The sequence below is a fragment of the Duganella sp. AC917 genome (genome assembly GCF_979258245.1).
On sequence record NZ_OZ409848.1, the window covers coordinates 3,417,044 to 3,443,468 of the forward strand.

General features: G+C 64.7%; 23 protein-coding genes. 6 read left to right on the forward strand and 17 right to left on the reverse strand.

What is annotated here, in order from left to right; translation table 11 throughout:
- Nucleotides 1-2 precede the first annotated feature (2 nt).
- The 3 genes from ACZ0BA_RS14820 to clpS all read right to left on the reverse strand — a co-directional run bounded on the left by ACZ0BA_RS14820 (nt 3) and on the right by clpS (nt 6,242).
- Nucleotides 3-3,344: a S41 family peptidase gene (locus ACZ0BA_RS14820; protein ID WP_463451992.1), complete on the reverse strand. Its 3,342-nt coding sequence runs from the start codon at nt 3,342-3,344 to the stop codon at nt 3-5.
- A gap of 292 nt (nt 3,345-3,636) precedes the next feature.
- Nucleotides 3,637-5,943 (reverse strand): ATP-dependent Clp protease ATP-binding subunit ClpA, encoded by a 2,307-nt coding sequence (gene clpA / locus ACZ0BA_RS14825; RefSeq protein WP_315220997.1) that lies wholly within the window; start codon nt 5,941-5,943, stop codon nt 3,637-3,639.
- Nucleotides 5,940-6,242: an ATP-dependent Clp protease adapter ClpS gene (gene clpS, locus ACZ0BA_RS14830; RefSeq protein ID WP_090315375.1), complete on the reverse strand. Its 303-nt coding sequence runs from the start codon at nt 6,240-6,242 to the stop codon at nt 5,940-5,942. The genes clpA and clpS overlap by 4 nt, the downstream gene beginning before the upstream one ends.
- A 324-nt stretch (nt 6,243-6,566) precedes the next feature.
- On the opposite strand from clpS, the gene cspE reads away from it, so the two are divergent.
- Nucleotides 6,567-6,770, forward strand: a complete 204-nt coding sequence (cspE, locus tag ACZ0BA_RS14835; protein ID WP_010395943.1) for a transcription antiterminator/RNA stability regulator CspE — start codon at nt 6,567-6,569, stop codon at nt 6,768-6,770.
- Between the two features lie 327 nt (nt 6,771-7,097).
- On the opposite strand, the gene icd is transcribed toward cspE, so the two are convergent.
- Nucleotides 7,098-8,357 (reverse strand): NADP-dependent isocitrate dehydrogenase, encoded by a 1,260-nt coding sequence (icd, locus tag ACZ0BA_RS14840; RefSeq protein WP_463451993.1) that lies wholly within the window; start codon nt 8,355-8,357, stop codon nt 7,098-7,100.
- 209 nt (nt 8,358-8,566) lie between these two features.
- Here icd and ACZ0BA_RS14845 point away from each other — a divergent pair, with 209 nt between their 5' ends.
- Nucleotides 8,567-9,127 (forward strand): pseudouridine synthase, encoded by a 561-nt coding sequence (locus ACZ0BA_RS14845; protein ID WP_463451994.1) that lies wholly within the window; start codon nt 8,567-8,569, stop codon nt 9,125-9,127.
- 118 nt (nt 9,128-9,245) lie between these two features.
- Here the strand turns inward: ACZ0BA_RS14845 and rpsT are convergent, their stop codons facing one another.
- Nucleotides 9,246-9,512: a 30S ribosomal protein S20 gene (rpsT, locus tag ACZ0BA_RS14850; RefSeq protein WP_090315381.1), complete on the reverse strand. Its 267-nt coding sequence runs from the start codon at nt 9,510-9,512 to the stop codon at nt 9,246-9,248.
- Between the two features lie 192 nt (nt 9,513-9,704).
- On the opposite strand from rpsT, the gene murJ reads away from it, so the two are divergent.
- Nucleotides 9,705-11,249, forward strand: a complete 1,545-nt coding sequence (murJ, locus tag ACZ0BA_RS14855; RefSeq protein WP_463451995.1) for a murein biosynthesis integral membrane protein MurJ — start codon at nt 9,705-9,707, stop codon at nt 11,247-11,249.
- Nucleotides 11,250-11,275: 26 nt separating this feature from the next.
- Here murJ and ACZ0BA_RS14860 read toward each other — a convergent pair whose 3' ends face one another.
- From ACZ0BA_RS14860 to ACZ0BA_RS14915, 12 genes are read right to left on the reverse strand one after another with little or no spacing between them, the layout of a single operon-like run.
- The gene (locus ACZ0BA_RS14860; protein WP_463451996.1) at nt 11,276-11,992 is read right to left on the reverse strand and encodes a type II secretion system protein; all 717 of its coding nucleotides are present in this window, start codon (nt 11,990-11,992) and stop codon (nt 11,276-11,278) included.
- Complete coding sequence (locus ACZ0BA_RS14865; protein ID WP_463451997.1) at nt 11,992-12,372, reverse strand: type II secretion system protein; 381 nt, start codon at nt 12,370-12,372, stop codon at nt 11,992-11,994. Before ACZ0BA_RS14865 ends, ACZ0BA_RS14860 begins: the two co-directional genes overlap by 1 nt.
- A complete protein-coding gene (locus tag ACZ0BA_RS14870; RefSeq protein ID WP_463451998.1) occupies nt 12,366-12,839 on the reverse strand; it encodes a type II secretion system protein in 474 nt (157 codons plus the stop codon). The genes ACZ0BA_RS14865 and ACZ0BA_RS14870 overlap by 7 nt, the downstream gene beginning before the upstream one ends.
- Nucleotides 12,840-12,852: 13 nt before the next feature.
- Nucleotides 12,853-14,883 carry a secretin N-terminal domain-containing protein gene (locus ACZ0BA_RS14875; protein ID WP_463451999.1) on the reverse strand — a complete coding sequence of 677 codons (2,031 nt, stop codon included), beginning with the start codon at nt 14,881-14,883 and terminating at the stop codon, nt 12,853-12,855.
- Nucleotides 14,883-15,437, reverse strand: coding sequence for a hypothetical protein (locus ACZ0BA_RS14880; RefSeq protein WP_463452000.1), 555 nt, complete (start codon nt 15,435-15,437; stop codon nt 14,883-14,885). The genes ACZ0BA_RS14875 and ACZ0BA_RS14880 overlap by 1 nt, the downstream gene beginning before the upstream one ends.
- The gene (locus ACZ0BA_RS14885; RefSeq protein WP_463452001.1) at nt 15,434-15,994 is read right to left on the reverse strand and encodes a hypothetical protein; all 561 of its coding nucleotides are present in this window, start codon (nt 15,992-15,994) and stop codon (nt 15,434-15,436) included. Before ACZ0BA_RS14885 ends, ACZ0BA_RS14880 begins: the two co-directional genes overlap by 4 nt.
- Complete coding sequence (locus ACZ0BA_RS14890) at nt 15,991-16,542, reverse strand: PilN domain-containing protein (RefSeq protein ID WP_463452002.1); 552 nt, start codon at nt 16,540-16,542, stop codon at nt 15,991-15,993. The genes ACZ0BA_RS14885 and ACZ0BA_RS14890 overlap by 4 nt, the downstream gene beginning before the upstream one ends.
- Entirely contained in the window at nt 16,539-17,411 is an 873-nt protein-coding gene (locus ACZ0BA_RS14895) for a hypothetical protein (protein ID WP_463452003.1), read from the reverse strand. The genes ACZ0BA_RS14890 and ACZ0BA_RS14895 overlap by 4 nt, the downstream gene beginning before the upstream one ends.
- The gene (locus tag ACZ0BA_RS14900) at nt 17,404-19,107 is read right to left on the reverse strand and encodes a GspE/PulE family protein (RefSeq protein WP_463454761.1); all 1,704 of its coding nucleotides are present in this window, start codon (nt 19,105-19,107) and stop codon (nt 17,404-17,406) included. The genes ACZ0BA_RS14895 and ACZ0BA_RS14900 overlap by 8 nt, the downstream gene beginning before the upstream one ends.
- Before the next feature lie 26 nt (nt 19,108-19,133).
- The gene (locus ACZ0BA_RS14905) at nt 19,134-20,330 is read right to left on the reverse strand and encodes a type II secretion system F family protein (RefSeq protein WP_463452004.1); all 1,197 of its coding nucleotides are present in this window, start codon (nt 20,328-20,330) and stop codon (nt 19,134-19,136) included.
- Nucleotides 20,331-20,384: 54 nt separating this feature from the next.
- Nucleotides 20,385-20,828 carry a type II secretion system major pseudopilin GspG gene (gene gspG, locus ACZ0BA_RS14910; RefSeq protein WP_463452005.1) on the reverse strand — a complete coding sequence of 148 codons (444 nt, stop codon included), beginning with the start codon at nt 20,826-20,828 and terminating at the stop codon, nt 20,385-20,387.
- Nucleotides 20,829-20,844: 16 nt separating this feature from the next.
- Nucleotides 20,845-21,066: a hypothetical protein gene (locus ACZ0BA_RS14915; RefSeq protein ID WP_463452006.1), complete on the reverse strand. Its 222-nt coding sequence runs from the start codon at nt 21,064-21,066 to the stop codon at nt 20,845-20,847.
- A 155-nt stretch (nt 21,067-21,221) separates the two neighbouring features.
- Between ACZ0BA_RS14915 and ACZ0BA_RS14920 the strand changes: the two genes are divergently transcribed.
- The 3 genes from ACZ0BA_RS14920 to ACZ0BA_RS14930 all read left to right on the forward strand — a co-directional run bounded on the left by ACZ0BA_RS14920 (nt 21,222) and on the right by ACZ0BA_RS14930 (nt 26,420).
- On the forward strand, nt 21,222-22,007 hold the full coding sequence (locus ACZ0BA_RS14920) for an NF038120 family PEP-CTERM protein (RefSeq protein WP_463452007.1): 786 nt from the start codon (nt 21,222-21,224) through the stop codon (nt 22,005-22,007).
- 27 nt (nt 22,008-22,034) lie between these two features.
- Nucleotides 22,035-25,217: a S8 family serine peptidase gene (locus ACZ0BA_RS14925; RefSeq protein WP_463452008.1), complete on the forward strand. Its 3,183-nt coding sequence runs from the start codon at nt 22,035-22,037 to the stop codon at nt 25,215-25,217.
- A gap of 396 nt (nt 25,218-25,613) precedes the next feature.
- Entirely contained in the window at nt 25,614-26,420 is an 807-nt protein-coding gene (locus tag ACZ0BA_RS14930) for an NF038120 family PEP-CTERM protein (RefSeq protein ID WP_463452009.1), read from the forward strand.
- The last annotated feature ends 5 nt before the right edge of the window (nt 26,421-26,425 follow it).

Below are 26,425 nucleotides of genomic sequence, written 5' to 3' on the forward strand. Positions count from 1 at the left end.
CTTTACAACGCGGGGATCACCTGCGGTTGGTATGGTTTGATCGGCTTGTCCTTTAACTTCTTGTCCAGCAGTTCCAGCGCCACTTCCAGCTGACGGTCCTGGCCCATGAAGGTCGCATGCGGCAGGTTGTCCACTTCCACATCCGGCGACACACCCACGCCTTCGATCATCCAATGGCCGTCGGCCGTGTTGAACTGGCCATTCTCGGCGACACGCGCCATGCCATTATCGCTCAAGCGGTTGTTATCGCTTAGCCAAACACCTGCGCCGGCCGTGCGCTTGCCGACCAGCGGCGCCAGTCCCAGCGCCTTGACGCCGGCCGCGAAGGTCTCGCCGTCCGAATACGTCAGTTCATCGACCAGCACCACCAGATGGCCGCGGAAGGTGTTCTGCATGTTCGGCGCCGGCTGCGCGCCCGGCCCGGCCCAGAAGGCCCACGCCTTGCGCAGCAGCTTCTCGATGATCCAGCTGTCGATATTGCCGCCGTTATTGCGGCGCACGTCGATGATCAACCCATCGCGGTTGACGTTGGCGTAGAAGTCGCGCGCGAACGAGGCGATGTCGCGCGGCCCCATGGCGCGCAGGTGCAGATAGCCGATCCGTCCCTTCGACGCCGTCTCCACCTGGCGCGCGCGGCTCTGCTCCCAATCGCTATAGCGCAAGCTGGCCTGCCTGAACATATTCACCGGCATCACGATCACGGGACCGGCGCCGCCGGCCTTGCGTTTAACCTGCAGCAGCACCTGGCGGTCGGCCTGGTTCAGCAGCAGGTCGGCGATGTCGCGCGACTCCAGAACCGGTTTACCGTTGACGGCGGTGATGATGTCGCCCTCCGTGACGTTGACATCGGCCTGCGCCAGCGGTCCGCGCTCGGACGGCAGTTCCGGCTCGCTGCGGTAGATATGGTCGACACGATAACCTTCGCCAGTACGCGTCAGCACCGCACCCAGGCCGGAAGGCACGCCTTCGGGCGACGAGCGGCGGATGTCGCCGGGCGCGATCTGCGAGTGCAGCGCACCGACCTCGCTGATCATCATGCCCAGGATGTCGTTGAGCTCCGCGCGGTCGGTCACGCGCTCGACCAGCGGCATGTATTTATCGCGCACGGCGGTCCAGTTCACGCCGCGCATCTTGGTGTCGTACAAAAAGTCGCGGTGCATGCGCCAGGCGTCGTTGAACATCTGCTTCCACTCCAGGCGCGGATTGGAGGTGAAGCTCCAGTCGTCGACCTTGACCCTGGCCTTGGAAGTGTCGTTGGGGCCTCTGGCGGCGGCATCGACGATGATCATGTCACCGGCACCACCGCTGAAGGTACGGTAGTAAATGTGCTTCTTGTCGGCGGCCAGATCGAACTCGCGCACGCCGGAGGCAAAGGTCTCCGGCTGCGGGCTGTTGGAGGCGATCGCCAGCGTTTTCAGATTCGCTTTGCCGTCGCCGGACTCCACGTCCAGGAAGTAAAGGCGCTTGTCGTCCATGTTCAGGCCACGGTAGTTACCGGCCGCCAGCGGCACTTCATACAAACGGTCCTGCAGGCCGGCAAAGACGATCTCCGGCAGCGACTTCTCCGACTTCTTGGCCAGCGGCGCGGCCTTGGCGCTGGCCTTCTCCGCCGACTTCTCCACCGCCTTCGCCACGGCCTTCTCCGCCGCTTTTTCGGCGGCCTGTTCGACCGCCTTGTCGGCCGTGCCCTCGGCTACTTTCTCGCCCGGCTTGCTCAGTTCATCGTCCGGTTTGAACGGGAAGCGGTTGCCCGGCTGGAGCGCGAGCGCGTAGACGCCGGTGCGCTTGTCGAACACCGGTCCCATATTGCGGTCGCCCCACGGCGAGCCGTTCGCCAGCTGGAAGTTGCGGGCCGAGAGGAAGTACAGCCATTTGCCGTCCGGCGAAAACACCGGCGAGCGTGATGTGTAACGGTCGCTGGTGACAAAGGCCAGCTGTTTCGAGGCCAGGTTGTACAAGCCGATTTGCTCGCGCTGCTCGGTGGTCGCGGCGCGCACCAGCGCCAGGTTCTTGCTGTCGGCCGACCATAGGATTTCGTCATGCTTTTCGACGCCGGCCTTGCCCGCGTCGTCGATGACGATATTCGATTTGGTGACCAGGTCCAGCAGCCAGAAACGGCCCTTCTTGTCCGTGTGGCCCAGCCAGCGGCCGTCCGGCGACGGATACAGCTGCCAGCGGTGGTTGATACCGTCGCGCGTCAGTTGCTCCCCCGGGCCGGATCCGTCGGCGGCGAACTTCCAGATCTCGTTTTCGCCGGTGGTGTCGACGATCGCATAGACCCACTTGTCGTCAGGGCTGAACACCGCCTCGCGCGCCCGCGCGCCTTCCGGCACCGCGATCTCGACGCGGCGCTGGGCGCCGGTGCCGGCCAGGCTGACGCGCCCGCGCGCCGTCAGCACCAGCCGCTCGGACTTGGCCGACAACTGCACGTTGGTCAACTGATCGAGCGGCGAGCGGATTTGGCGCGCGCGCTGCTGGTCGAAGTCGGACACCAGGCCAATCGGCAGCGGACTGTCTGCCGACGTGGCCAGGTCGAACACGCGCAGGTCCGCGCCCAGTTGATAGACCACGCGGCCGTCGCCGAGCGCCGCATTGCGCACGTCCCAGTCGGTGTGTTTGGTGAGCTGGCGCGGGTCGCTGCCATCCGGCGCCATCGACCACAGATTGTCGGAACCGCCACGGTCGCTGATGAAGACCACGCGGCCCTGCCACCACATCGGTCGCTTGTTGTTACCTGCGTCGCCGGCCAGCAGCGGCGCTGCTTCAGCGCCGGCAGCGGCGTTCAGGTCATATCGCCACAGCTGCGCGTGCGCGCCGCCGCGATAGTTCTTGACGTTGTCGTTGGTCAGGGCCAGGCCGTAGCGAGTGAAGTACAGCGTCTTGCCGGCGTCGTCGAGCACCGCGTCGTTGGCGTCGGCCACGGCGAACACGCGGCGCTGCAACGACGAAGGCTGCACGGCGGCGACGATGCGGTGCGCCGACGGCCCTTTCGAATCCTGGGTGCTGACCAACACCTCGCCCTGCGCCGTCCAGCCCAGCACCGTCACGGCGCCGTTCTCGAACGTCAGCCGCTTCGGCAAGCCACCACCAACGGGCATCACATAGGCTTCCTGCGCGCCCTCATAGGAGGCGGAGAAGGCGATCCATTTGCCGTCGTACGAGATGGCGGCGTTGGTCTCGGCGGCCGGATGCGTGGTCAGGCGCTGGGCCTGGCCGCCCTGGGCGCCGGTGCGCCACAGGTCCCCTTCGGCCGTGAAGACAACGGCATCGCCACGGATCGCCGGGAAGCGGTAATAGGCATCGGCGGCGGTGGCGGCGTGGGCGGCGATCAGGCCGGCGGACATCAGAATCAGGGCAAGCGGACGAAGACAAAAACGGAGCGGTGACATGGACAGGCTTTGCAAGTTGTCGGTAGGAACGACGATTCTGGCATAGGATGACCGCTTGAAGCAAAGAAACAATTCGCCGATTTTGGGTCGTTTTCAAGCTGCTATTATCAATGCGTGAACCAACTTATTTGATTGCCATCGGCGCTGTTAGCGAAGCATTACGATAGCGAAGCGTGACGATCGCTGGGCGAAAAAAAACCCGCCGGCGCGAAGCGGGCGGGTTTTTCTGTACTGCGATCTTGCGGACCTAGTCCACTTCCACAGTCTCCGGCGGCGTGGTTGGCGCGGCGTCCGGCGGTTCCGGGAACTCCAGCTTGACCACATCCTTCTCGTCCAGATCGACGGTCACGCGGCCACCGGTCACCAGACGGCCGAACAGCAGCTCGTCGGCCAGCGCCTTGCGGATCATGTCCTGGATCAGACGCGACATCGGCCGTGCGCCCATCAGTGGATCGAAACCCTTCTTCGCGAGGAACTTGCGCAGTTTCTCGGTGAAGATCGCCTCGACCTTCTTCTCGTGCAGCTGCTCTTCCAGCTGCATCAGGAATTTGTCGACCACGCGCAGGATGATTTCCTCGTCCAGCGCACGGAAGCTGATGGTCGCATCGATACGGTTGCGGAACTCCGGCGTGAACATGCGCTTGATGTCGGCCATCTCGTCGCCTGCCTGCTTGGAATTCGTGAAACCGATCGACGACTTCTGCAAGCTCTCGGCGCCCGCGTTGGTGGTCATGATGATGATCACGTTGCGGAAGTCGGCCTTGCGTCCGTTGTTGTCGGTCAGCGTTCCATGGTCCATCACCTGCAGCAGGATGTTGAAAATGTCCGGATGGGCTTTTTCAATTTCATCGAGCAGCAGCACCGCGTGCGGCTTCTTGGTGATGGCTTCGGTCAGCAAACCGCCCTGGTCGAAACCGACGTAACCCGGCGGCGCACCGATCAGGCGCGACACGGCGTGACGCTCCATGTACTCGGACATGTCGAAACGAATCAGCTCAATGCCCAGGATGAAGGCCAGCTGCTTCGCCACCTCGGTCTTGCCGACGCCGGTAGGACCGGAGAACAGGAAGGAGCCGATCGGCTTGTCGGTCTTGCCCAGACCGGCACGCGCCATCTTGATTGCCGACGCCAGCGCTTCGATCGCAGGATCCTGGCCGAACACCACGTTGCGCAAATCGCGGTCGATGGTCTGCAGCTTGCTGCGGTCGTCCTGATTGACGGTCTGCGGCGGGATACGGGCGATCTTGGCGATGATGTCCTCGATCTCGGTCTTGCCGATGGTTTTCTTCTGCTTCGACTTCGGCAGGATGCGCTGGGCTGCGCCGGCCTCGTCGATAACGTCGATCGCCTTGTCGGGCAGATGGCGGTCGTTGATGAAGCGCGCGGCCAGTTCGGCAGCGGTCGACAGCGCCGACGACGAGTATTTCACGCCATGATGTTCCTCGAAACGCGACTTCAGGCCGCGCAGGATCTGCACGGTCTGCTCGACGGTCGGCTCGTTGACGTCCACTTTCTGGAAGCGGCGGGACAGCGCATGGTCTTTCTCGAACACGCCACGGAATTCCGTGTACGTGGTCGCGCCGATGCACTTCAGCTGGCCGTTGGCCAGTGCAGGCTTCAGCAGGTTCGATGCGTCGAGCGTGCCGCCCGAGGCGGAGCCGGCGCCGATGATCGTGTGGATCTCGTCGATGAACAGGATGCCGTTCGGGTTGTCCTTCAATTGTTTGAGGACGGCCTTGAGGCGCTGTTCGAAGTCACCGCGATACTTGGTGCCGGCCAGCAGCGCGCCCATGTCGAGCGAATACACGACGGCGTTTTGCAGGATCTCCGGCACATCGCTTTGCGTGATGCGATAGGCCAGGCCTTCGGCGATGGCGGTCTTGCCGACGCCGGCCTCGCCGACCAGCAACGGATTGTTCTTGCGGCGACGGCACAGGATCTGGATCACGCGGTCGACCTCGTCTTCGCGGCCTATCAGCGGATCGATCTTGCCTTCGGCGGCGGACTTGTTCAGATTCTGCGTGAACTGGTCCAGCGGGCTTTCCTTGGTCTGGCCTTCGCCGCCAGGAGCGCCCTCTTCCACGCCTTCGGATGCCTTGGCGGCATCGGTCTGCTGGTCCTTGCGCACGCCGTGCGAGATGAAGTTGACCACGTCCAGACGCGTCACGCCCTGCTGGTGCAGGTAGTAGACCGCGTGCGAATCCTTTTCGCCGAAGATCGCCACCAGCACGTTAGCGCCGGTCACTTCCTTCTTGCCATTGGACGCCGACTGCACGTGCATGATGGCGCGCTGGATCACGCGTTGGAAACCGAGCGTCGGCTGCGTATCGACCTCACCTGTGCCGGGCACGGTCGGCGTGTTATCGCCGATGAAATTGGTCAGGGTTTTGCGCAGATCTTCAATGTTGACGGCGCATGCGCGCAACACTTCGGCAGCCGAAGGGTTGTCCAGCAAGGCCAGCAGCAAGTGCTCCACCGTGATGAATTCGTGCCGGGCCTGTCGCGCTTCGACAAACGCCATGTGCAAACTTACTTCTAATTCCTGCGCAATCATACTTCCTCCATCACGCACTGCAGGGGATGCCCCGCCTTGCGCGCATGCGTTAAAACGAACTCCACTTTGGTACAGGCTATATCTTTAGAGAACACGCCGCACACTCCTTTGCCGTAGCGATGAACACTGAGCATTATTTGCGTGGCTGTTTCACGGTCTTTGTTGAAATACTCCTGGATGATAGCGACTACAAACTCCATCGGTGTGTAGTCATCGTTGAGCAACGCCACCTGGTACAAAGGTGGCGGCTTCAGCGCTTGCCGCTCCAAAAGGGTTTCGGTGTCATGCTTGGTTGCCATACGCTTATATTCTAATGCTTTCGGGGTTGATGCAATGTGCATTTCACTATACACATTCAATTGTTTTCCATCTTACGCGTTTTCTTAACATGGCGCAGATGGCGACCCATTTGGTAAAATCAAGAGTTGCTTTTTCGCCAAGCCGATCAAAAGTAGCAAAATGCATACAAATCTGCTTGACTTTAAAAATTGATCCGCTAACAATGCGTTATCGGCTTCGTGCAGAAATGTACATGTTGATAAGAAGTGAGGCGTGAGGAGGGGGCAAGAAGCTTCTTGCTTTTATGGCTCGTGTGATCCGTTTTAATTTTGAAAGTTCTTTTTATGGCAACAGGTACAGTTAAGTGGTTCAATGATTCCAAAGGTTTTGGCTTCATCACTCCAGATGACGGCGGCGAGGATTTGTTCGCTCACTTCTCCGCAATCAACATGAACGGTTTCAAGACCCTCAAAGAAGGTCAAAAAGTTCAATTCGAAGTCACGCAAGGCCCTAAAGGCAAGCAAGCTTCCAACATCCAAGCTGCCTAAGTTTTACGGCACAGATGTGAAAAACCCCGTCTGCGGGGTTTTTTTTCGTCCGCCGATTTATCGGTGTCCTTGGATAGCCAAACGAAAGTGTTGTAGAAGTCCGACGTTCAGGGCCGGTCCAATCACGTCCGGGACATCGCTGCAGATCGCGCTGTCGTGGCCGATGCGCGCCTCGGCGTCGGCGCCGCTGACGACGCAAATACAACGCACGCTGCAGCAAGAGCGATGGAAATCACTCCGGCCAGGCGATCGGAGTCCCCCCTACGTATTTCCGTGGTACGGCATCTTGTGCGGGACGCGTGCCGCACGCGCCCCACGCACTCAACCTCAGTCCTGCATCTGCTCGATCATCACTTCGCCAAAGCCCGAGCACGACACCTGAGTCGCGCCCTCCATCAGGCGCGCGAAGTCGTACGTGACCTTTTTCGAGTCGATGGCTTTCTCCATCGACTTGATGATCAAATCTGCCGCTTCGATCCAGCCCATGTGGCGCAGCATCATTTCAGCGGACAAAATCAGCGAGCCCGGATTCACATAATCCTTGCCCGCATACTTAGGCGCGGTGCCGTGCGTGGCTTCGAACATCGCCACCGAATCCGACAGGTTGGCGCCCGGCGCGATGCCGATGCCGCCCACCTGGGCCGCCAGCGCGTCCGAAATATAGTCGCCATTCAAATTCAACGTGGCGATCACGCTGTACTCCGCCGGACGCAGCAAGATCTGCTGCAGGAAGGCGTCGGCGATCGAATCCTTGATCGTGATGTCGCGACCGGTCTTTGGATTTTTGAGCTTGCACCACGGGCCGCCGTCGATCAGCTCCGCGCCGAATTCCTTCAGCGCCAGCTCGTAGGCCCAGTCGCGGAAGCCACCCTCGGTGTACTTCATGATGTTGCCTTTGTGGACGATGGTCACCGACGGCTTGTCGTTGTCGATGGCGTACTGGATCGCCTTGCGCACCAGGCGCTGCGTGCCTTCGATCGACACCGGCTTGATGCCCAGGCCCGAGGTTTCCGGGAAGCGGATCTTGGTCACGCCCATTTCCTTGACCAGGAAATCGATCAGCTTCTTGGCGCCTTCCGAACCCTGCTGGTATTCGATACCGGCGTAGATGTCTTCCGAGTTCTCGCGGAAGATGACCATATTGGTCTTTTCCGGCTCTTTGACCGGCGACGGCACGCCGGTAAAGTAACGCACCGGACGCAAGCAGACGTACAGGTCAAGCTGCTGGCGCAACGCCACGTTGAGCGAACGGATGCCGCCGCCGACCGGCGTGGTCAGCGGACCCTTGATCGATACCACGTAATCCTTCACCGCCGCCAAGGTCTCTTCCGGCAACCACACATCGGGGCCGTACACGCTGGTCGACTTTTCGCCGGCGAAAATCTCCATCCAGTGGATCTTGCGCTGGCCGCCGTAGGCCTTGGCCACCGCCGCGTCGACCACCTTGAGCATGACCGGGCTGATGTCCACGCCGGTGCCGTCGCCTTCGATGTAGGGAACGATCGGGTTATCTGGTACATTCAGGGAAAAATCGGCGTTGACGGTGATTTTCTGGCCGTCAGCAGGTACTTTGATATGTTGATACATCGTGTTCTCCGAAATGGACGCTCGGCAAGCGGCATACAATACTGCTACCGGGGCAAGGATTTTTGTTTTATTGCCAAGTTAGTACAAATACCTAGGTCTTCTATAAGACATAAGACAGGCGTTTTGCATTATGCACCAGTATTTTAGTGGGCGCTACGATTTTACGTCACCGGCCTTGAAGCCTACACCAATTCCATCACCACACAAGCATGCCCCTCATTCTATTTAATAAACCTTTCCAGGTGCTGTGCCAGTTCTCGGCGCAGGACGACAAGGCCACCCTGGCCGACTACTTGAAAATCCCCAACATCTACCCCGCCGGCCGTCTTGACGCCGACAGCGAGGGCTTGATGCTGCTCACCGACGACGGCAAGCTGCAGCACCAGATCGCCCATCCGGACCACAAGGAGGCCAAGGTGTACCTGGTGCAAGTCGAAGGCGTGGCCGATGCCGACAGCCTGGCCAGATTGCAGGCGCCGATCGACCTGGGCGACTTCGTCACCAAACCATGCAAGGCGGTGCGGATCGCCGAGCCGGAATGGCTGTGGCCGCGCAATCCGCCGATCCGCGAGCGCGCGGGTCAGCCCACCAGCTGGCTGGCGATTACTTTGCAGGAGGGGAAGAACCGCCAGGTTCGGCGAATGACGGCGGCGGTCGGCTTGCCGACGTTGCGGCTGGTGCGCACCGCGATCGGGGCGATTTCGCTGGCGACACATCCGTTGATGCCGGGGGAATGGCGCGAGGTATCGGCCAAGGAGTTGAGCACGTAGGTAAGCAAAGGAGGCAAATGCCACCGCCCGCCCCGCATGCCGATGCGGGGCCACAAGCGAAAAAACCCGCGCCGACCGAAGTCAGCGCGGGTTCTTGCTTGCACTCCCGATGAGGGAATTAAGCGGACAGTGCCTTCAGGGCAGCTGCCAGACGGCTCTTATGACGAGCTGCCTTGTTTTTGTGGATGATCTTCTTGTCGGCGATGCTGTCGATTTTCGACACGGACGATTGGAAGATTGCGGTCGCAGCAGCTTTGTCGCCGCCTTGGATCGCCTTACGCACTGCTTTGATAGCGGTGCGCAGGGTCGAACGCTGGGACGAGTTGTGAGCGTTTTGCTTGACTGCTTGACGAGCACGTTTGCGCGCTTGTGCGGTATTTGCCATGGAATTTCCTAAATCAGGGTAAAGGTGCGTTTGCAAACATTATTGTTTGTCAAACAGGTGCGTTCAGTAGCGTCTGCCGAACCATGTGAGTCAAACTACTGCCTGCCAAACATTAGTGTCTGCGTAACAGAATTCTGTACAGCCTGCGATTATAGCGATGTTTTTCAGCGGGAGCAACTATAATCATGCCCCATGAACTTGCTAAAAACTCTAGCCGCCCTGAGCAGCATGACCATGCTGTCCCGTATCACCGGATTATTACGCGAAATCCTCATCGCCCGGGCCTTCGGCGCCGGCGGCATGACCGATGCCTACAACGTCGCCTTCCGCATCCCCAACCTGCTGCGCCGGCTGTTTGCCGAGGGGGCGTTCTCGCAAGCCTTCGTGCCCATTTTATCCGAATACAAGAACAAGCAGACCGAGCAAGCCACCAGGAACCTGGCGGACCACGTCGGCACCACGCTCGTGTGGTCCACGGTCGTCATCAGCGCGCTGGGCATCATCGGCGCCCCGCTGCTGTTGATGCTGGTCGCCAGCGGCCTGCAGCCGGACGATTTCGACGCCGCCGTGTGGATGACGCGGCTGATGTTCCCCTACATCGCCTTCATGTCGTTCGTGGCGCTGGCCGGCGGCATATTAAATACCTGGAGCCAGTTCAAGATCCCCGCCTTCACGCCGGTGTTGCTCAACATCGCGTCGATCCTGGCGTCGCTGTTCCTGCAGCAGCACCTGGAGCGGCCCATCTACGCGATGGCGATCGCGGTCTTCGTCGGCGGCCTGCTGCAGGTCGCGATCCAGATCCCGGCGCTGCTCCGCATCCGCATGCTGCCGCGCATCTCGCTCAATCCGCTGTCGGGACTGCGCGACGAGGGCGTGCGCCGCGTGCTGAAGAAAATGGGGCCGGCGGTGTTTGCCGTCGCCGCCGCGCAAATCAGCCTGCTGATCAACACCAGCATCGCCTCCAACCTGGCCGAGGGCAGCATCTCCTTCCTGACCTACGCCGACCGCCTGATGGAATTCCCTACCGCGATGCTGGGCGTGGCGCTTGGCACGATTTTGCTGCCTAGCCTGTCCAAGGCCAACGTCGGCGGCGACACGGAGGAATATTCATCGCTGCTCGATTGGGGCTTGCGGCTGACCTTTTTGCTGGCGATGCCGGCGGCCGTGGGCCTGGCCACGTTGGCCGTGCCACTGATCTCCACGCTGTTCCAGAACGGCGCCTTCACGGCGGCGGCGGCGCACGCATCGGCCCAGCCGCTGATCGCCTACAGCGTCGGCCTGCTCGGCATCATCCTGGTCAAGATCCTGGCGCCCGCCTTCTTCGCGCGCCAGGACATCCGCACGCCGGTACGCATCGCCGTGGGCGTGCTGATCGCCACCCAGCTGATGAACATGATTTTTGTCCCGCACCTGGCGGTGGCCGGCCTGGCGCTGTCGATCAGCCTGGGCGCGTGCCTGAACGCGGGCTTGCTGTTCGCCGGCCTGCGCCGGCGCGGCATCTACTCGCCCAAGCCGGGCTGGCTGCTGTTTTTCACGAAGCTGGTGATCGCCTGCGCGCTGATGGGCGCCACCGCGTGGTACAGCGCGGCGCAGATCGACTGGACCGGGATGGCGCATCAAACGCTGTTACGTATCGCCGCGCTGTTCGCGGTCATCGGGGTGTCGGCGTTGGTGTACTTCGGCGCGCTGATGGCGATGGGCTTCCGCTTCCGCGATTTCAAACGCACGGCAAGATAACGCGGCTTGTCGGGTTGTGTCGCGGTTTATCGCGGCTTGGTTGGTTCCGGCGGCTCCGGCTGATTGGTCTGGGGCTGCGGCTCGGGCTCCGGCTCGGGCGCCGGTTTTTCTTCTTCCGGTGGCGGCGCAGGCTCGGGCTCGGGCTGCGGCGTCTGCGCGGGCGGCGTAACAGGCGCCGGCGGAACCGGCATCGCCGGGCTGCCAGGCAAAGGCGCACCAGGTTTCACTTCCACCGCGCCGGGCTGCTGGTTCTGTCCCGGCGCCGGCAGCGTGCCGCCAGTCGCCGCGAAGCGCCACTCCGAGATTTTCTGCTTGCCGGCCAAGCCCTGGAAGCGCTGCGGGAAGTTACCTATCTTGACCGGCTTCGCGTCCGACAAACTGTACACCGCCAGCACGCCCACCTTGTCGCCCAGATAGGCGATGCCCCATTCCGCCTTGCCCGTCATCGGATCGACAAATACCTTGCGCAGGTGGCGCCGCACGGTCGGAAAGCGCGGGTCCTTGAGCAGCTCCTTCAACGACGGCGGCTGCGGCGGAAAACCGGCCGGGGTGGCGTTGGCATAGCTTTGCAGCGCGTCGCTGAAGGCGGCGCCGATGTCGAGCAGTTCCTGCTCCGCCCTGCTCCGCTGCAGCACCGATCCCAGTTTCAGCGCCGATGCCGACACCAGCCCGATGATCGCCACCAGGATGATCAGGCTCAGATAGGTGAAGCCGCCGCTGCGGCGCTTGCCCGGCCGCCGCATCACCAGTCGGCGTAAGGCTTGCCGCTACGGTCGTTGCCGGGCGCGCCGCTCTTGATGTTGTAGACGCCGCCCTTGGCGCCGTCTTCCGGCGGAATGATGACCCACGTGGTGTCGCTGTCGGTGACCGGATCGACCGGCAACGCGCGCAGGTATTTTTTCTCGACCAACTGCTCCAGCGTGTCGGGATAACGGCCCGTGTCGCCGTAGTACTGGTCGATCACGTTGCGCACGTTGCGCAGGTTATCGGCCAACACCACTTCTTTCGACTTGTCGATGCTGGGGAAGTAGCGCGGCACGGCGAGCGTCAGCATCAAGGCGACGATGCCCAGCACCACCAGCAACTCGATCAGCGTAAAACCTTTGGTCTTCATGGTCACCATTTTTTATACGGAACGCCATTCAAGCCTTCCTTCTCGCTCATGCTGAAAACGTCGTAGACATCCTCGCCCTCCCTCGGCTGGTCTGCCTCGCTGGCGTAACTGCGCTTGCCCCACGATTGCGCTTCGCTCAGCGACATATCGGAATTGAACGGATCGCGCGGCACGCGGCGCAGGAAGTAGATCTTCGCCTGCTTGGGGTTTTGCAGGTCGGGCACGCCCTCGACCAGCAGTTCCAGCGTCTTCGGATAGCCGGTCGAGACCAGCGACTTGGTGATGCGTCCCTGGTCGTAAGCCAGCTTGTAGGCGTCGATACCCTGGCGGATCTGATGCAGCGCCTCGCGCAGGTCCTGCTCCTGGCGGCGCTGCACCACCACCCGCGCGGTCGGGATCACCAGCACGCTGAGCAGCCCGAGGATGGTCAGCGTCACCAGCAGCTCGATCAGTGTGAAACCGCGCGCGCGCATCATGCCCACCTTGACGTCACTGCTGCGGCGACGGCGAGATTTCCACCGCCGGCTGCACCGGTTGCGGCTGCGCGCCTTGTGTCGTCGGCAGCGGCGCCGGCTGGCCTGTCGATAGCGGCATGGCCTGCACCGGCGGCGGCAGAATCGCCTGCGGGGTGGCGCCTTGCGCTTCGGCCGGCGCGGGTGCATTGGCCGGATTCATTGGCGCGGTCGGTGCGGCAGGCGCGGACAGTGCGCCCGGCGGCGCAGGCAGCTGCACCGGCGTGCGCACGGTCAGGTCCGGACGGCGGCGGAAGCTCGCCTCGGTGCCGGCCGAAAATTCGGAGGCGCTGGCCTCCGGACGCTGCACATTGCGTATCAGGCGCGGCGTGATCGACAAGACAATCTCCGTCTTCTGGTTGTCGTCACGCTTGCTGCCGAACAGGCGTCCGATGATCGGCAAATCGCCGGCGCCGGGCAGTTTGCTGGCCGTGCCGCGTTCCTCGTTGTTGATCAGACCCGCCAGCACCTGGTTTTCGCCATCCTTCAATTGCAGCATGGTGCTGGCCTGGCGCGTGCCGATCTGGTAGGCGGTGCCGCCGTTCCTGGTGGTGATCGTGTTGGTCAGGTTGCTCACCTCCAGCTGCACGCGAATCGCCACCTCGTTGTTCAGGTAGATGGTTGGTTCGACGTTGAGCGTCAGGCCGACATCGACATAGGTGACGTTGTCGCTGGCGAAGCCGCCGATGCCCGACGATACCGTCGCCGTGATCACCGGCAGCTTGTCGCCGATGACGATCTTGGCTTTTTCCTTGTTGCGCACGCGGATGCGCGGATTGGCCAGCAGGTTGGAGTCGGTGTCGGTCTTGTTGGCATTGATGGCGGCCGAAATGCCGGTTACGCCGATGGTGTCCGAGTTCAAACCGCGCAGATCGCGGATGGTGAGCCCGGCGCCGCCGGCGGTCGACAGCGGCGTCAATCCCACGCTGGTCGGCCACTCCACGCCCAGGTTCATCAGGGTGCCGCGCTTGACTTCCAGGATCTCTACTTCCAGCATCACCTCCGCCTCGGGCGCGTCCTGCACCGCGATCAGGCGTTCGGCCAGGCGGATCGCCTCCGGGTTGTCGCGCACGATCAGCAGATTGAGTTTTTCATCGACCACCACGTCGCGCGACTTGAGGATGGTCTTGAGGGTGTTGGCCACCAGCTTGGCCTCGGCGTTCGCCAGGAAGAAGGTCTTGACCGTCATCTCCTGGTATTCCTTCAGTTTGGCCGCCACGTTCGGGTAGATCAGGATCGTGTTGGCGTCCATGACCTGCTGCTCCAGCTGATTGGTCAGCAGCAGGAAGTAGATCGCCGATTCGACGGTGCTGTTCTTCAGCATGACGGTGGTGCGCTGATCTGTCTTGACGTCCTTGTCGAACACGAAGTTCAACCCGGAGCGGCGCGCGATCACCTCGAACACCTGCTTGAGCGGGGCGTCGCGGAACTCGATCGTGATCGGCTGCTTGTACGATTTCGACAAGCCCGACTCCACCACCGGCTGCGCGCTCTTCTCGGTCACCTCGCGCAGCAGCTGGCGCGCCTTCTCGTTCGACGGCGTTTCCGTCAGCAGCGCGTTGAGGCGCAGCTTCGCCAGGTCGTATTCCTTTTTGTTGACATGCTCGATGGCGGCTGCCAGCAGCTTGTCCTGGCGGCTGTCGCGTTCAATCGCGCGCAGGCCGCTGCGCGCGCGCTCGTTCATCTGGTCCATGCCCAGCACGCGGCGGAAGCCCTGCTCCGCCCAATCGGGACGGCCCTCCGACAGCTGCCGCTCGGACTCCTCGAGCAGGCGCTGCACCGCGCGGTCGCGCGCCATCAGATAGGCGGTGCGGTATTCGGCGTTGCCCGGTTCGGCCCGCGCGGCCTCCTGGTACTTGAGCAGGGCCGCTTCCACCTGATCCTTGGCCACCAGCTGGTTGGCTTCGCGGAAGGCCATTTGCCCGGCGCAGCCGCTCACGCCGACGGCGATCGCCAGCAAAGCAGGCAGCGCGGCGCGGCGGCGCCATATGTTCAGATGACTAGCCATCAGTCGAATGCTCCAATATTAATCTGTTGTACCTGGTTCAAAGGCAGGTAGGTGACGGTCATCAGCGGCGGCGCGATGCGGTCGACGCGGTAGGCGCCGTCGATCACGGTCTTGTTGCGCACCACATAGGTCTTGTCGCCGCGCGCCAGATAGACTTCCCACTGGCCGTCGGCGACGGCTTTGCCGAAGTAATTGAACGGAACCGGCGGCGCCATCGGCGGCGGTGGCGGCGCGTTCGATTGCGACTGCGGCGGCGGCGGTGGCGGCGGCGGATTCCAGTTCTGGCCCAGGAACACGCCCTCGCCGGCGCCAAAGCTCGCGTCGGCCGAGTCGCCGACCAGCGTGGCACGCGGCACCAGCCGCAGTATCATCGCGTCCGCCGCAGCCTTGCCGTCCTTGCCGGAGCGTTCGGCCGGCCTGGAGGCCACCGCCGGCGCCTTGGCCGCGCGGGCGACCGGCTCGGCGATGTCCGACGACGGCGTGTTGTCGCCGAAGATCACCAGCGCGGCGGCGCCAGCCAGCGCCACCCCCATCGCGATGTGAGAAGGCTTCATGGCTCGCCGTCCTTGAGGTACAGCGTAAAGCGCAGGCGCGCCTCCACCGTCGCCTCGGCGATGGTGTCGCGGCGGAAGCCGATTTCGTCCAGCGACGCAAACGGCATCTCGCGCAAACCCTGCATGGCGAACTGCCAGATGGACTGGTAAGGCCCTTTGACCGGCAGGATGATCTGATAGGTGCTCACGCGGCTGGCCTTGTCGTAGGCAGACTTGTACTCGCCCTGACTCAGCACAAGATTGGATTTCGCGGCCAGGTCGAACAGCACCTTGACCTGCTGTTCCGCATAACGCTTCTCGCCCAGCACCCGATAGAAGTCGGCCAGGTTCTGGTTGGCCGATGGCGGCGGCGGCGCCGTCACCAGCGACGACGGCGCCGGCAACGGCCGCGCCATCTCCCGCGCCTGCGCCGCGCGCTGCGGCAGCAGCCAGGCCCACGCCGCCACGCCGGCCACGCCCAAGCCGATGGCCACGCAGGCCGGCGCGCCGAGTCGCAGCAGCGCCAGACGCACGCGCAGCGCCAGCGCGCGCAGGTTCACCGCGTCGATTGTGCTCACCGGGTTATCCATGTCGCCTCCAGCTGGAAGCGCAAAGGCCGCAACGGGTCCTGGTCGTTGATTTCGTGGCGGGTCAATACCACGCCGCTGAAGGTTTCCTGCTGTTTGAGTTCCGCCACGTAGGCCACCATATCGTCGCTGGTCCTGGTTTCGGCAGTGATCTTGAGCACCTGCTTGCGCGCGTCCGGCTCCATCGCCACCAGCGCCACGTTGCGTGGTGTGGCGGCGGCCACGGCGTCCTGCAGCTCGCGCCAGGGCAGGTTCAATTGCAGGATTGCGCCGTTGACGAAGGCGGCCTGCGCCTCCGGTATCACCACCCTTGCCACCTCCACAGGCCGCGCGGACATGGCGGCAGCGCGTTGCTGGATATGGCGCAGCTGCTGTTCGCGCTCGCGCTGCTGTTCGACCAGCTTCCATCCGCCGAAGGCCGCGCCCGCGCACAGCAGCAGCCCGGCGGCGCCCAGCGCCAGCAGCGCCGGATGCGTGCGGAACAAGGTGCGGCGCAGGCTGCGCGGCGCGAAGTCGATGTGCATCGCGTTCCTGCTCATGCCAGGCTCCCGCCGCGCGCCAGCAGCACCGCCATCGATAGCCCGGCGTCGGCTGTCTGCCGCGCCGGGTCGAGCGCCTCGCAGGGAATCTGCGACGCGTTGCCGGCGGAGCGCGTCCACGCGGCGGCGGCCGGGCTACCCGAGGCGGCGCCGCACAATTGCAACAGCTCCGGAGGCGGAATATCGAGCAGCAGCGCCTCGCGCTTCAGCGTCTGCGTCAGCCAGGCCGGATCGGCGCCGGGCGGCACCGGCAGCGCGCGGATTGCACGCATCGCCTGCGGCCCTTTGCCGGCGCTGTCGATCGCCGCAAGGGTCAGCAGGTTGTCATGCAGCAGGCCAAACCAGGCGCCCTGCTTCATGCCGCGCCGCCAGCGGTTCCAGGCGCTGACGAAATGCGGTTCGACGCCGACGATGGAGAGCTTGAATTCCCGCGCCACCAGCTCCAGTATCGCCAACAGCGCGCGCGGCATGGCGGCGGCGAAGAACGGTTCGGTGGCGTTCCAGTCGGCCGATATCTTCCAGGCCGACGGCGCCTCGCCGTACAGCGACTGGAAGCGCAGCCCGGCCGCAGCCTCCATATCATCGAGACGGGTGGCGCCGGGCGGCGGCGTGACGCGCCACATGCGCGTCAGTTCGTCGGCCAGCACGATGCCGACCGGCCAGCCGCCGACGTCCTGCTCGCCCAGCAGCGCGCGCAAGGCGTTGGCGATGGCGTCGAACGGATGCGCGGCCGACGGCGCGAACGCATGCTCCGCCAGCACCGTGAATGCGCCGCCGCCACCCCGGCCGCGCCAGCGGTTCACGCGCAGCAGGCTGACCGCGTGGCCGGCCACGCCGATGCGCAGCGATTGTCCGATGGCTCTACGCATGCAAGGTCACCCGTTTAATTTCGGACAGCGTGGTGCCACCGCGCTTGACCAGTTCCAGCGCAGCCTGCCGCAGGCTGCGCGTGCCGTTTTCGTAGGCCGCCTGCTTGATCTGGCGGATCGGCCGCTTGTCGACGATCAGTTCGCGGATCTCGTCGTTCAACGTCAGGATCTCGGCGATCGAGCGGCGCCCCTTGTAGCCGGTGCCACGGCAATCGCCGCAGCCCGGCCCCTGCATGAAGCGGTAATCATAGACATCGGCGCGGTGCAGGCCGACGCTGGCCAGTTCGTGGTCGTCCGGCGTGTATTCCACCGCGCAGTGCGGGCAGTTGATGCGCACCAGGCGCTGCGCCCAGATGCCGTTCAACGCGGATACGAAAGCATACGGGTCGATGCCCATGTGGGTGAAGCGGCCGAACACGTCGAACACGTTATTGGCGTGCACGGTGGTGAGCACCAGGTGGCCGGTGAGCGCCGACTGCACGGCGATTTCCGCCGTCTCGCGGTCGCGGATCTCGCCCACCATGATTTTGTCCGGATCGTGGCGCAGGATCGAGCGCAGGCCTTTGGCGAAGGTCAGGCCCTTCTTCTCGTTGACGGGAATCTGCAGGATGCCTGGCAGCTGGTACTCGACCGGGTCCTCGATGGTGATGATCTTTTCGCGGCCGTTGTGGATCTCGGTCAGCGCCGCGTACAAGGTGGTGGTCTTGCCGGAGCCGGTGGGACCGGTCACCAGCAGCATGCCATACGCCTCCTGCGCCAGCACGCGCAAGGTCGCCAGCGACGGCGCGTCGAAGCCCAGCGCCTCCAGCGTGAGCGAACCGTACGCCTCGATCATGGCGCGTTTGTCGAGGATACGAATGACGGCATCCTCGCCGTGGATGCTCGGCATGATGGAGACGCGCAAATCGATCTCGCGGCCGTTGGCCTCGACCCGGAAGCTGCCGTCCTGCGGCACGCGGCGCTCGGCGATGTCCAACTCGGCCAGCACCTTCAGGCGCGAGATGATTTGTTCGGCCACTTCGATGCCGTTGACGGCGGTGGCGTGATCGAGCACGCCGTCGACCCGGTACTTGACGGCCAGGCCGCCGGCCGTGCTCTCGAGGTGGATGTCGGAGGCGCCGGCCTTGAGCGCGTCGTACAGGGTGGAGTTGACCAGCCGGACCGCCGGACTGGCCGCTTCCGACACCGACGCGAACGACAGCACGGCGGCGGTCTTGCCGTCGCGCCGGCCCTCGCTGGCGCCCGGCAGCAGCGAGTCGGTGGCGCGCGCCGATTCCTCCTGCTTGGACAGGTAGGCCTGGATATCGGCCTGCAGCGCCAGGCGCACCGGCAACGGCGCGTGCGGCGTGGCGCGCGCCTGCGTGCCAAGCCAGGTTTGCAGATCGAGGTCGAACGGATCGGCGATGACGCCGACCACCACGCCGTCGAAGCCGCGCAGCAGCACGCAGTAGCGCGCCATCGCCTGCGACAGCGGCAGCAGGTCGAAGGCCGGCACGAAGGCCAGCATGTCGACCGTCTCGAGCACCGTCATGCCGAACGGCTGCGCCAGCGCCTGCACCACCAGGCGCGGCTCCATGCCGCTGAGCGCTTCGAGCTCCTCGACCAGGGTGCGTTTCGATTGCTGGCGCAGATGGCGCGCGCGCGCCACCAGCGCGGTGTCCAGCGCCGGCAGCGGCGACGCCGGCGCGCCGGCCATGCTATCCAGCGAATTGGCCTGGGCCGTCATGACATGTCTCCGGCCAGATCAAAGATCGGCATGTAAAGCAGCACCACGATGGCGCCGACGATCAGGCCGATGGCGGCCATCAGCAGCGGTTCGAAGGTGCGCGTGAAACGGTCTATCCAGCGGGTGATCTCGCCGTCGTAAAAAGCCGCCGATTGCGTCAGCATCGGTCCCATGTCGCCGGTGCGCTCGCCCACGCGCAGCATGCGCAGCGAGATCGGCGTGGTCAGCGCGTTGGCCTCGAAGGCGGTCGACAGCGGCAGCCCGGCCTCGATCGACGCGCGCGCCGCCTGCAGGTTCTGGCGGATGCCGGCCGAGACCATGCCCTGCACCGTCTCGATCGCATGCACGATGGTGATGCCGCCCTCGCTGAGCATGCCCAGCGTCAGATACAGCCGCGACAATTCATAGATGCGCACGCGCTCGCCGATGCCCGGCAGGCGACTGAGCAGACGGACGATGCCGCCGCTGCCCATCAGGTGGCGCACCGTCAGCACCAGCGCCGCCAGCACCGCCGCGATGGCGCCCAGCATCACCGTGGTGTGCTGGCTGGCGAACTGGCCCCAGTTGAGCATTTGCTGCGACAGCCACGGCAGGTCGCGTCCGGCGCCCTGGTAGACCTCGGCAAAGCGCGGCACCACGTAGCCGATCAAAAACAGGCTGACGCCGCCGCCGACCAATAGCAGGATGCAAGGATAGATCGCGGCCGACACCAGCTTGCCGCGCACCAGGTCGATGCGCTGCTGGTAGTCGATGAAACGGGACAGCGAGCGCGGCAGGTCGGAGGTCCCCTCGGCCGCCTTGACGATGCCGATGTAGAGCGGCGGGAACAGGTCGGGCTGCTCGGCCAGCACGGCCGAAAAGCGCTGGCCCTCGCGCAGGCCTCCCAGCAACCGTTCGAGCACGCCGCGCGTGGCCGGATTGCCTTCTTTTTCCAGCAAGGCCTCCAGGCCCTCGACGATGCCCAGGCCGGCCGTCAGCAACGCCAGCAGCTCCTGGCTGAACAACACCAGCGACAACGCGGGGCGTTTGCCGGCGCGCCCCCTGCCGGTCAGGCCGCCGCGCGCCGGCGCGATGGCGCTGACGAACAGGCCACGCGCCTCGACCTGGCGGCGCGCGTCGGCCTCATCGCGGCCATCGATCAACAGATGGGAGATGACCATTTCGGCCGACAAGGTGCGGACATCGAACTGCATGAAAACTGCTTTCGTTGACGGTGACGGTGCGGAAAACGACGCGGATCGGGCCGCTTACTGCGCGCCGATGTCGGCGTCCTCGCCGGCGCCGCCGGGCTGGCCGTCGCGGCCCAGCGAAATGATCTCGAACTCGGCCTTGGTGCCGGGCGCCTTGTACTGGTAGGGATGGCCCCACGGATCGGGCGGCACGCCCTTCTTCAGGTAAGGACCGTTCCATTTGGCGCCCGCCGTGGCCGGGGCCACCAGCAGCGCGGCCAGCCCTTCCTCGGTGGTCGGATAGCGGCCGACGTCGAGCCGGTAGGTGTCGAGCGATTTCTCGAACGCGTCGATCTGCGCCTTGGCGATGGTCACTTCCGACTTGCCCAGCTGGGCGAAATATTTGGGGCCGACATATGCCGCCAACAATCCGATGATGACGATCACCACCAGCAATTCCAACAATGTGAAGCCGCCGGCCTTGCGGGCCGCCGTCCAACCGCGATTCTTCGCCACTTCCATCCGACCAACTCCTTAATTAACCCGAGATGTTCCGCTGCTTGCCGGAGCTGCGCGGCGCTGCCGGCCGCAGGGGCAAGACTACCATGCGGTTTGCCAGCTCGACAATCTTTTCTTCCACCGGCGCGGTCCGCTTCGCGCCGCCGTCGTCTTGTTGCAAATACATCACACCGGATGACCACCTTGCAAGGCGCATGTTCACAGTGAAATCGGTTTTTTTGCCTCCAAAACCATCGTCCACCGAAAGAAGATTATTAATTCGCCCACAATTTTATTGACGCGGTTGCTACACTATTTGTCATCCCTGTCCCGCCGCGAGTATTCGGCGCCGGCCGTCCCGGGGAGCGCACCGTCTTCGCCAACTCAATGATGCATCACTTATATAAGGGTAGATTCATGAACCGTAGCTTGCACTTCCCAGCCGCGCAACACGCGGCGCCGCGCACCCGGCTGACACAATTGGCCCGCGCCGCCCTGTTCGCCGGCCTGACCGTGGCCGCCATGACGGCCGCCCGCGCCGACACCTTGCTCACCTTCGGCACCCATACCTCGGGCGAACTGACGGTGGAACGGGCCTTCACCTTCGACGGCTTGAGCGTCGCCGGCTACAGCTTCGACCCGGACGCCCAGCCGACCGACGTGGTCGGCGCCATCGTCGACGGCACCGATTCGGTGGCCGCCTGTGGCGCCCTGCAGTGCCCGGCAAGCGACGGCAGCTACCTGACCGGCCTGAACGACGGCATCATCGAGATCACCAGCAACACCCCGGGCCAGCTGCTGGGCCTGAATTCTTTTGACGCCAGCTTCCTCGGCACGAGCAGCTTCAGCTATCCAGCCACGGCCGGGCTGCTGGTGGTGCGCGGCTACACGCTCGGCGGCGGCTACGACCAGGTGACCTACGCGCTCGGCGCGCCGGGCGCCAACGGCTTCGAGTTCGGCCTGTACAACACCGCCGCCAGCTTCGGCGCGACCAAGTACCTCGGCTTCGACTTCTTCGCCGCCGCCTGCGACGGCAGCGGCAACTGCTACGCCGGCAGCACCGGCCAGGGCCAGTTCGCCATCGACAACATCAGTTTGGGCACCAGCGCCGTGACCCCTGTGCCTGAACCGCAGACCTGGTTGATGCTCGGCGCCGGCCTGCTGGCCGTCGGCACCGCCGCCCCCCGCCGCCGCGCCGCCTGATCCCACCCCATTCCGAAAGAACCGCAGATGAAATTACGCCCCATTTCCGCCGCCGTCGCGCTGTTGCTGAGCGGCTTGATAGCGCAGGCCCACGCCGACGACACGCGCCGTCCGTACATCGTGCAACTGGCCGACCAGCCGGTGTCGTCCTATACCGGCGGCGTCGCCGGCCTGGCCGCCACCAAGCCGGTCGCCGGCTCCAAGCTCAACCTCACCTCGGCCGCCGCCCAGGCCTACAGCGCCTACCTGGCGCAAAAGCAGCAAAGCGTCAAGGCGCTGGTGGCCAGCGCGCCGCTGGTGTATGACTACCAGGTCGTGCTCAACGGCTTCTCGGCCATGCTGACCGACGACGAGGTGCGCGCGCTGCAGGCCAACGGCAACGTGGCCGCCGTCAGCGCCGACGTTCCGCGCGAGCCGCTGACCAACTACACCCCGACCTTCCTCGGCCTGGACGGCGCGGGCGGCCTGTGGAGCCAGCTCGGCGGCAAAGCCAACGCCGGCGAGGACATCGTCATCGGCATCATCGACACCGGCATCTGGCCGGAAAACCCATCCTACGCGGACCGCGTGGACGCCAACGGCAAGCCGACCTTCGCCAACAGCGGCACGCTGGTCTACGACGCACCGACCAACTGGCAGGGCGGCTGCCAGGACGGCGAAGGCTTCACCGTGGCCGCCTGCAACAACAAGCTGATCGGCGCGCGCTATTTCAAGAACGGTTTCGACAACACCGGCTTCACGCTGCACTCGACCGAGTTCGTCTCACCGCGCGACTCGCTCGGCGGCGCCACCGGCCACGGCGGCCACGGCACCCATACCTCGACCACGGCCGGCGGCAACAACGGCGTGGCCGCCAAGCTGGGCGGCGCGGCCGTCGGCGAAGTGTCGGGCATGGCCCCGCGCGCGCGCATCGCCTCCTACAAGGTGTGCTGGACCTTTGTGGCCCCGGCCGAAGCGAGCGGCAGCAAGAACAGCTGCTGGGGCGCGGACTCGGTGGCGGCGATCGAACGGGCCGTCATCGACGGCGTGAACGTGCTCAACTTCTCGATCGGCGGCGGCGAAACCTTGGCCGACCCGGTCGACCAGGCCTTCCTGCACGCGGTCAACGCCGGCGTGTTCGTCTCCGCCTCGGCCGGCAACAGCGGCCCGGGCAACCAGGTCGCCCACATCAGCCCGTGGCTGGCCACCGTGGCGGCCTCCACCCACGACCGCGTGTTCGGCGCCACCGTCACGCTCGGCAATGGCGCCCAGTACAAGGGCTACTCGCTCAACCCGACGCCGCTGCCGCAGTCGCCGCTGATACGCGGCGAGGACGCGCGCGTGACCGGCGCGGCCGTCACCGCCGGCCGCCTGTGCTACAGCACCAGCTGGAACGGCGGCACGCCGGCGCTCGACCCGGCCAAGGTGGCCGGCAAGGTCGTCACCTGCGACCGCGGCACCAACGACCGCCTCGACAAGAGCCTGGCGGTCAAGGAAGCCGGCGGCGTCGGCATGATCCTGGTCGACAACGGCGCCGGCCTGGTGGCCGACCCGCATGTGATCCCAACCGTGCACATCAGCGCGGCCGACGGCGCGCTGGTCAAGACCTACGCCACCACCGCCGGCGCCACCGCCGCCCTGAGCCGCTTCACCATCGGCGCCAGCACCACGCCGGCGCCGGTGATCACCGGCTTCTCCTCGCGCGGCCCGAACCGCTACGACGCCAACGTGCTCAAGCCGGACCTGACGGCGCCTGGCGCCAACGTGCTGGCCGGCGTGACGCCGGACCTGACACCGGCCGAGCGCGCCAGCCTGGTCAGCGGCACCCTGTCGCCGGTACCGCTGGCCTGGGCGCTGTACGACGGCACCTCGATGTCGTCGCCGCACGTGGCCGGCATCGCCGCGCTGCTCAAGCAGCTGCATCCGACCTGGTCGCCGGCGGCGATCAAATCGGCCATGATGACGACCGCCACGCCGACCTTCACCGACAACCTGCCAAGTCCGCAAACCGGCACCTTGCCGTGGGCCCAGGGCGCCGGCCACATCAACCCGGTCGGCACCGTGCGCCATCCGGCCGACGGCAAGCCCTACAACCCGGGCGGCGCCGCCGATCCGGGCCTGGTGTTCGACCTCGGCGCGCTCGACTACAAGAAATACCAGTGCGGCGCCGGCATCGCTTCGCAATGCGCGTCGGGCAACATCGCCGGCTACAACCTGAACCTGCCGTCCATCACCGTCGGCAACACGCTCGGCTCGACCGACGTGGTGCGCACGGTGACCAACGTCGGCACCACCACCGCCACCTACACCGCCAGCGCCACGCTGCCCGGCTACAGCGTGACGGTCTCGCCGGCCACGCTGACCCTGGCGCCGAACGCCAGCGCCAGCTTCACCGTCAAGCTGACCCGCACCACGGCGCCGGACAGCGTCTGGCAGTTCGGCGAACTGGTGCTCACCGATGGCAGCCACATCGTGCGCGTGCCGGTCACCGCCCGCGAGGGCAAGCAGGTCGTGTCCAAGGCGCTGGTCAAGAGCACCCGCGCCACCAGCACTACCCTGCTGAGCGTAAACACCGGCTTCACCGGACGCCTCGGCGTCGCCGGAGGCGGTCTGAAGGAAATCAGCCGCACCGCGCAAACGGTCAGCGCCTTCCCCGGCACGCCGCCGGCGGACCTGGAGGCGACGGCCGCCGCCTGCCGCGCCAACGTGGTCGGCACCGTCGTCACGCCGCTCAGCGTGCCGGCCGACGCGGTGGTGCTGTCGGTCGAACTGTTCGACCGCGACACCTCCTCGGGCAACGGCAGCGACGATCTGGACCTGGTGCTGCTGGCGCCGGACGGCAGCGTCGCCGCATCCAGCCTGAACGGTGGATCCAACGAGTCGGTCATGCTCAACAGCCCTGCCGCCGGCGCCTACCGCGCCTGCGTGGTCGGTTACGCGCCGGCCGACAAAGTGGCCACCGACTACACGTTGTCGTCGGCGGTTGTGGCGCGCAGCGACATCGGCGGTAACCTGAAGCTGACCACGCCGGGCAAGGTGTATGCCGGCGGCGCCGCGACCATCACCGCTTCGTGGAGCGGCCTGGCCAGCGGCAAGCGCTATCTGGGCGGGGCGCAGTTCCTGACCCCGGCCGGCGCTGTCGCCGCCACGACCGCGCTGTTGGTGGAGACCAACGATCCGCTGCCGCTGGTGCTGTCGGGCCCGCGCGCAAAGGTTAGCGGCACGAAGTAAGCGTTCCACACCAGTAGTCCGCGGCGAATGCCGCGGAACCGAGGCGCCGCCCCTTCACGGGGGCGGCGCCTTGTCGTTTCCGCCAACGATTTCATGGGCCGGATACCGCGACGCGAAGCCGGCCGACGGCGCGCGCGTTCCTTGTGCCTCCTCAACAATGTTGCGAATTACTCACAGCAACACGCGATAGCGGGTCACGCGGGCTCCCAGCGGAAACCGAATTTACCGCTGCAAAAATGCTAGTTACCCGAATTTTGACTGATAAACTTTTCGCCACTTTATTGTTGAGCTTGCTACTATTATTGACATCTCCCGCGCAGACGGGAGCACACGCCTGTCCCGGCGCGTCAACGGGGCACCAACGTCATCGTCGTTCACTCACAAAAGGGTAGATCCATGAAACGCAGCTCGTTCCCCACCGATGCGCCACGCGCCGCATCGCGCCTCCGACTGACACAATTGGTCCGTGCATCCATGCTGGCCGGCCTGGCCATGGCCATCCTGCCGTCGGCCCACGCCGACGTCACCCTCGACTTCGACGGTTTGCCGCCGGTGGGCCTGACACATAACGACGCCATCGTCGGCCAGGGCTTCAATATCGGCTTCTACTCAAGCGATTCGGAAGCGCTGCCGGGCGACGCGGTCGGCGCCATCATCGACGGCACCGATTCGGTGGCCGCGTGCGGCTTCCTGCAGTGCCCGGCAAGCAGCAGCAACTACGCCACCGTCATCAACGACGGCTACCTCGAGCTGACCAGCACCACCCCGGGCGGCACCTTCGGCCTCAAATCGTTCGACGCCTCCTTCCTCGGCTCGAACGCCTACGACTACCCGGCGACGCCCGGCTTCCTGCGCGTGCAGGGCTTCAGGGCCGACAACAGCACGGTGTACGAAGACTATGCGTTCTACGCGCCCGGCAGCGAGGGCTTCGAGTTCGGCAGCTACACCGCGTCTACGCTGTTCAGCAACGCCCAGTTCACCAGCCTGGCCTTCTTCGCCTTTGTCTGCGACGCCGGCGGCGACTGCTCCGCGTTCAGCACGGGCCTCGGCCAGTTTGCCATCGACAACATCACCACCAACGCGCTGGTGGCCGCGCCGGTGCCGGAGCCGTCGACCTGGCTGACGATGGGCGCCGGCCTGCTCGGCGTGGTCGGCGCGGCGCGCCGCCGCAAGCAAGCCCAAGCATCCGCCCACGCCGTTTGAGCCAC

Coding starts and splice junctions, on each gene's coding strand:
- ACZ0BA_RS14820 (WP_463451992.1), bottom strand. CDS start 3,344: ATGTCCGCCGGCCTGATCGCCGCCCACGCCGCCACCGCCGCCGATGCC.
- clpA (WP_315220997.1), bottom strand. CDS start 5,943: ATGATTGCGCAGGAATTAGAAGTAAGTTTGCACATGGCGTTTGTCGAA.
- clpS (WP_090315375.1), bottom strand. CDS start 6,242: ATGGCAACCAAGCATGACACCGAAACCCTTTTGGAGCGGCAAGCGCTG.
- cspE (WP_010395943.1), top strand. CDS start 6,567: ATGGCAACAGGTACAGTTAAGTGGTTCAATGATTCCAAAGGTTTTGGC.
- icd (WP_463451993.1), bottom strand. CDS start 8,357: ATGTATCAACATATCAAAGTACCTGCTGACGGCCAGAAAATCACCGTC.
- ACZ0BA_RS14845 (WP_463451994.1), top strand. CDS start 8,567: ATGCCCCTCATTCTATTTAATAAACCTTTCCAGGTGCTGTGCCAGTTC.
- rpsT (WP_090315381.1), bottom strand. CDS start 9,512: ATGGCAAATACCGCACAAGCGCGCAAACGTGCTCGTCAAGCAGTCAAG.
- murJ (WP_463451995.1), top strand. CDS start 9,705: ATGAACTTGCTAAAAACTCTAGCCGCCCTGAGCAGCATGACCATGCTG.
- ACZ0BA_RS14860 (WP_463451996.1), bottom strand. CDS start 11,992: ATGCGGCGGCCGGGCAAGCGCCGCAGCGGCGGCTTCACCTATCTGAGC.
- ACZ0BA_RS14865 (WP_463451997.1), bottom strand. CDS start 12,372: ATGGTGACCATGAAGACCAAAGGTTTTACGCTGATCGAGTTGCTGGTG.
- ACZ0BA_RS14870 (WP_463451998.1), bottom strand. CDS start 12,839: ATGATGCGCGCGCGCGGTTTCACACTGATCGAGCTGCTGGTGACGCTG.
- ACZ0BA_RS14875 (WP_463451999.1), bottom strand. CDS start 14,883: ATGGCTAGTCATCTGAACATATGGCGCCGCCGCGCCGCGCTGCCTGCT.
- ACZ0BA_RS14880 (WP_463452000.1), bottom strand. CDS start 15,437: ATGAAGCCTTCTCACATCGCGATGGGGGTGGCGCTGGCTGGCGCCGCC.
- ACZ0BA_RS14890 (WP_463452002.1), bottom strand. CDS start 16,542: ATGAGCAGGAACGCGATGCACATCGACTTCGCGCCGCGCAGCCTGCGC.
- ACZ0BA_RS14895 (WP_463452003.1), bottom strand. CDS start 17,411: ATGCGTAGAGCCATCGGACAATCGCTGCGCATCGGCGTGGCCGGCCAC.
- ACZ0BA_RS14900 (WP_463454761.1), bottom strand. CDS start 19,107: ATGGCCGGCGCGCCGGCGTCGCCGCTGCCGGCGCTGGACACCGCGCTG.
- ACZ0BA_RS14905 (WP_463452004.1), bottom strand. CDS start 20,330: ATGCAGTTCGATGTCCGCACCTTGTCGGCCGAAATGGTCATCTCCCAT.
- gspG (WP_463452005.1), bottom strand. CDS start 20,828: ATGGAAGTGGCGAAGAATCGCGGTTGGACGGCGGCCCGCAAGGCCGGC.
- ACZ0BA_RS14920 (WP_463452007.1), top strand. CDS start 21,222: ATGAACCGTAGCTTGCACTTCCCAGCCGCGCAACACGCGGCGCCGCGC.
- ACZ0BA_RS14925 (WP_463452008.1), top strand. CDS start 22,035: ATGAAATTACGCCCCATTTCCGCCGCCGTCGCGCTGTTGCTGAGCGGC.
- ACZ0BA_RS14930 (WP_463452009.1), top strand. CDS start 25,614: ATGAAACGCAGCTCGTTCCCCACCGATGCGCCACGCGCCGCATCGCGC.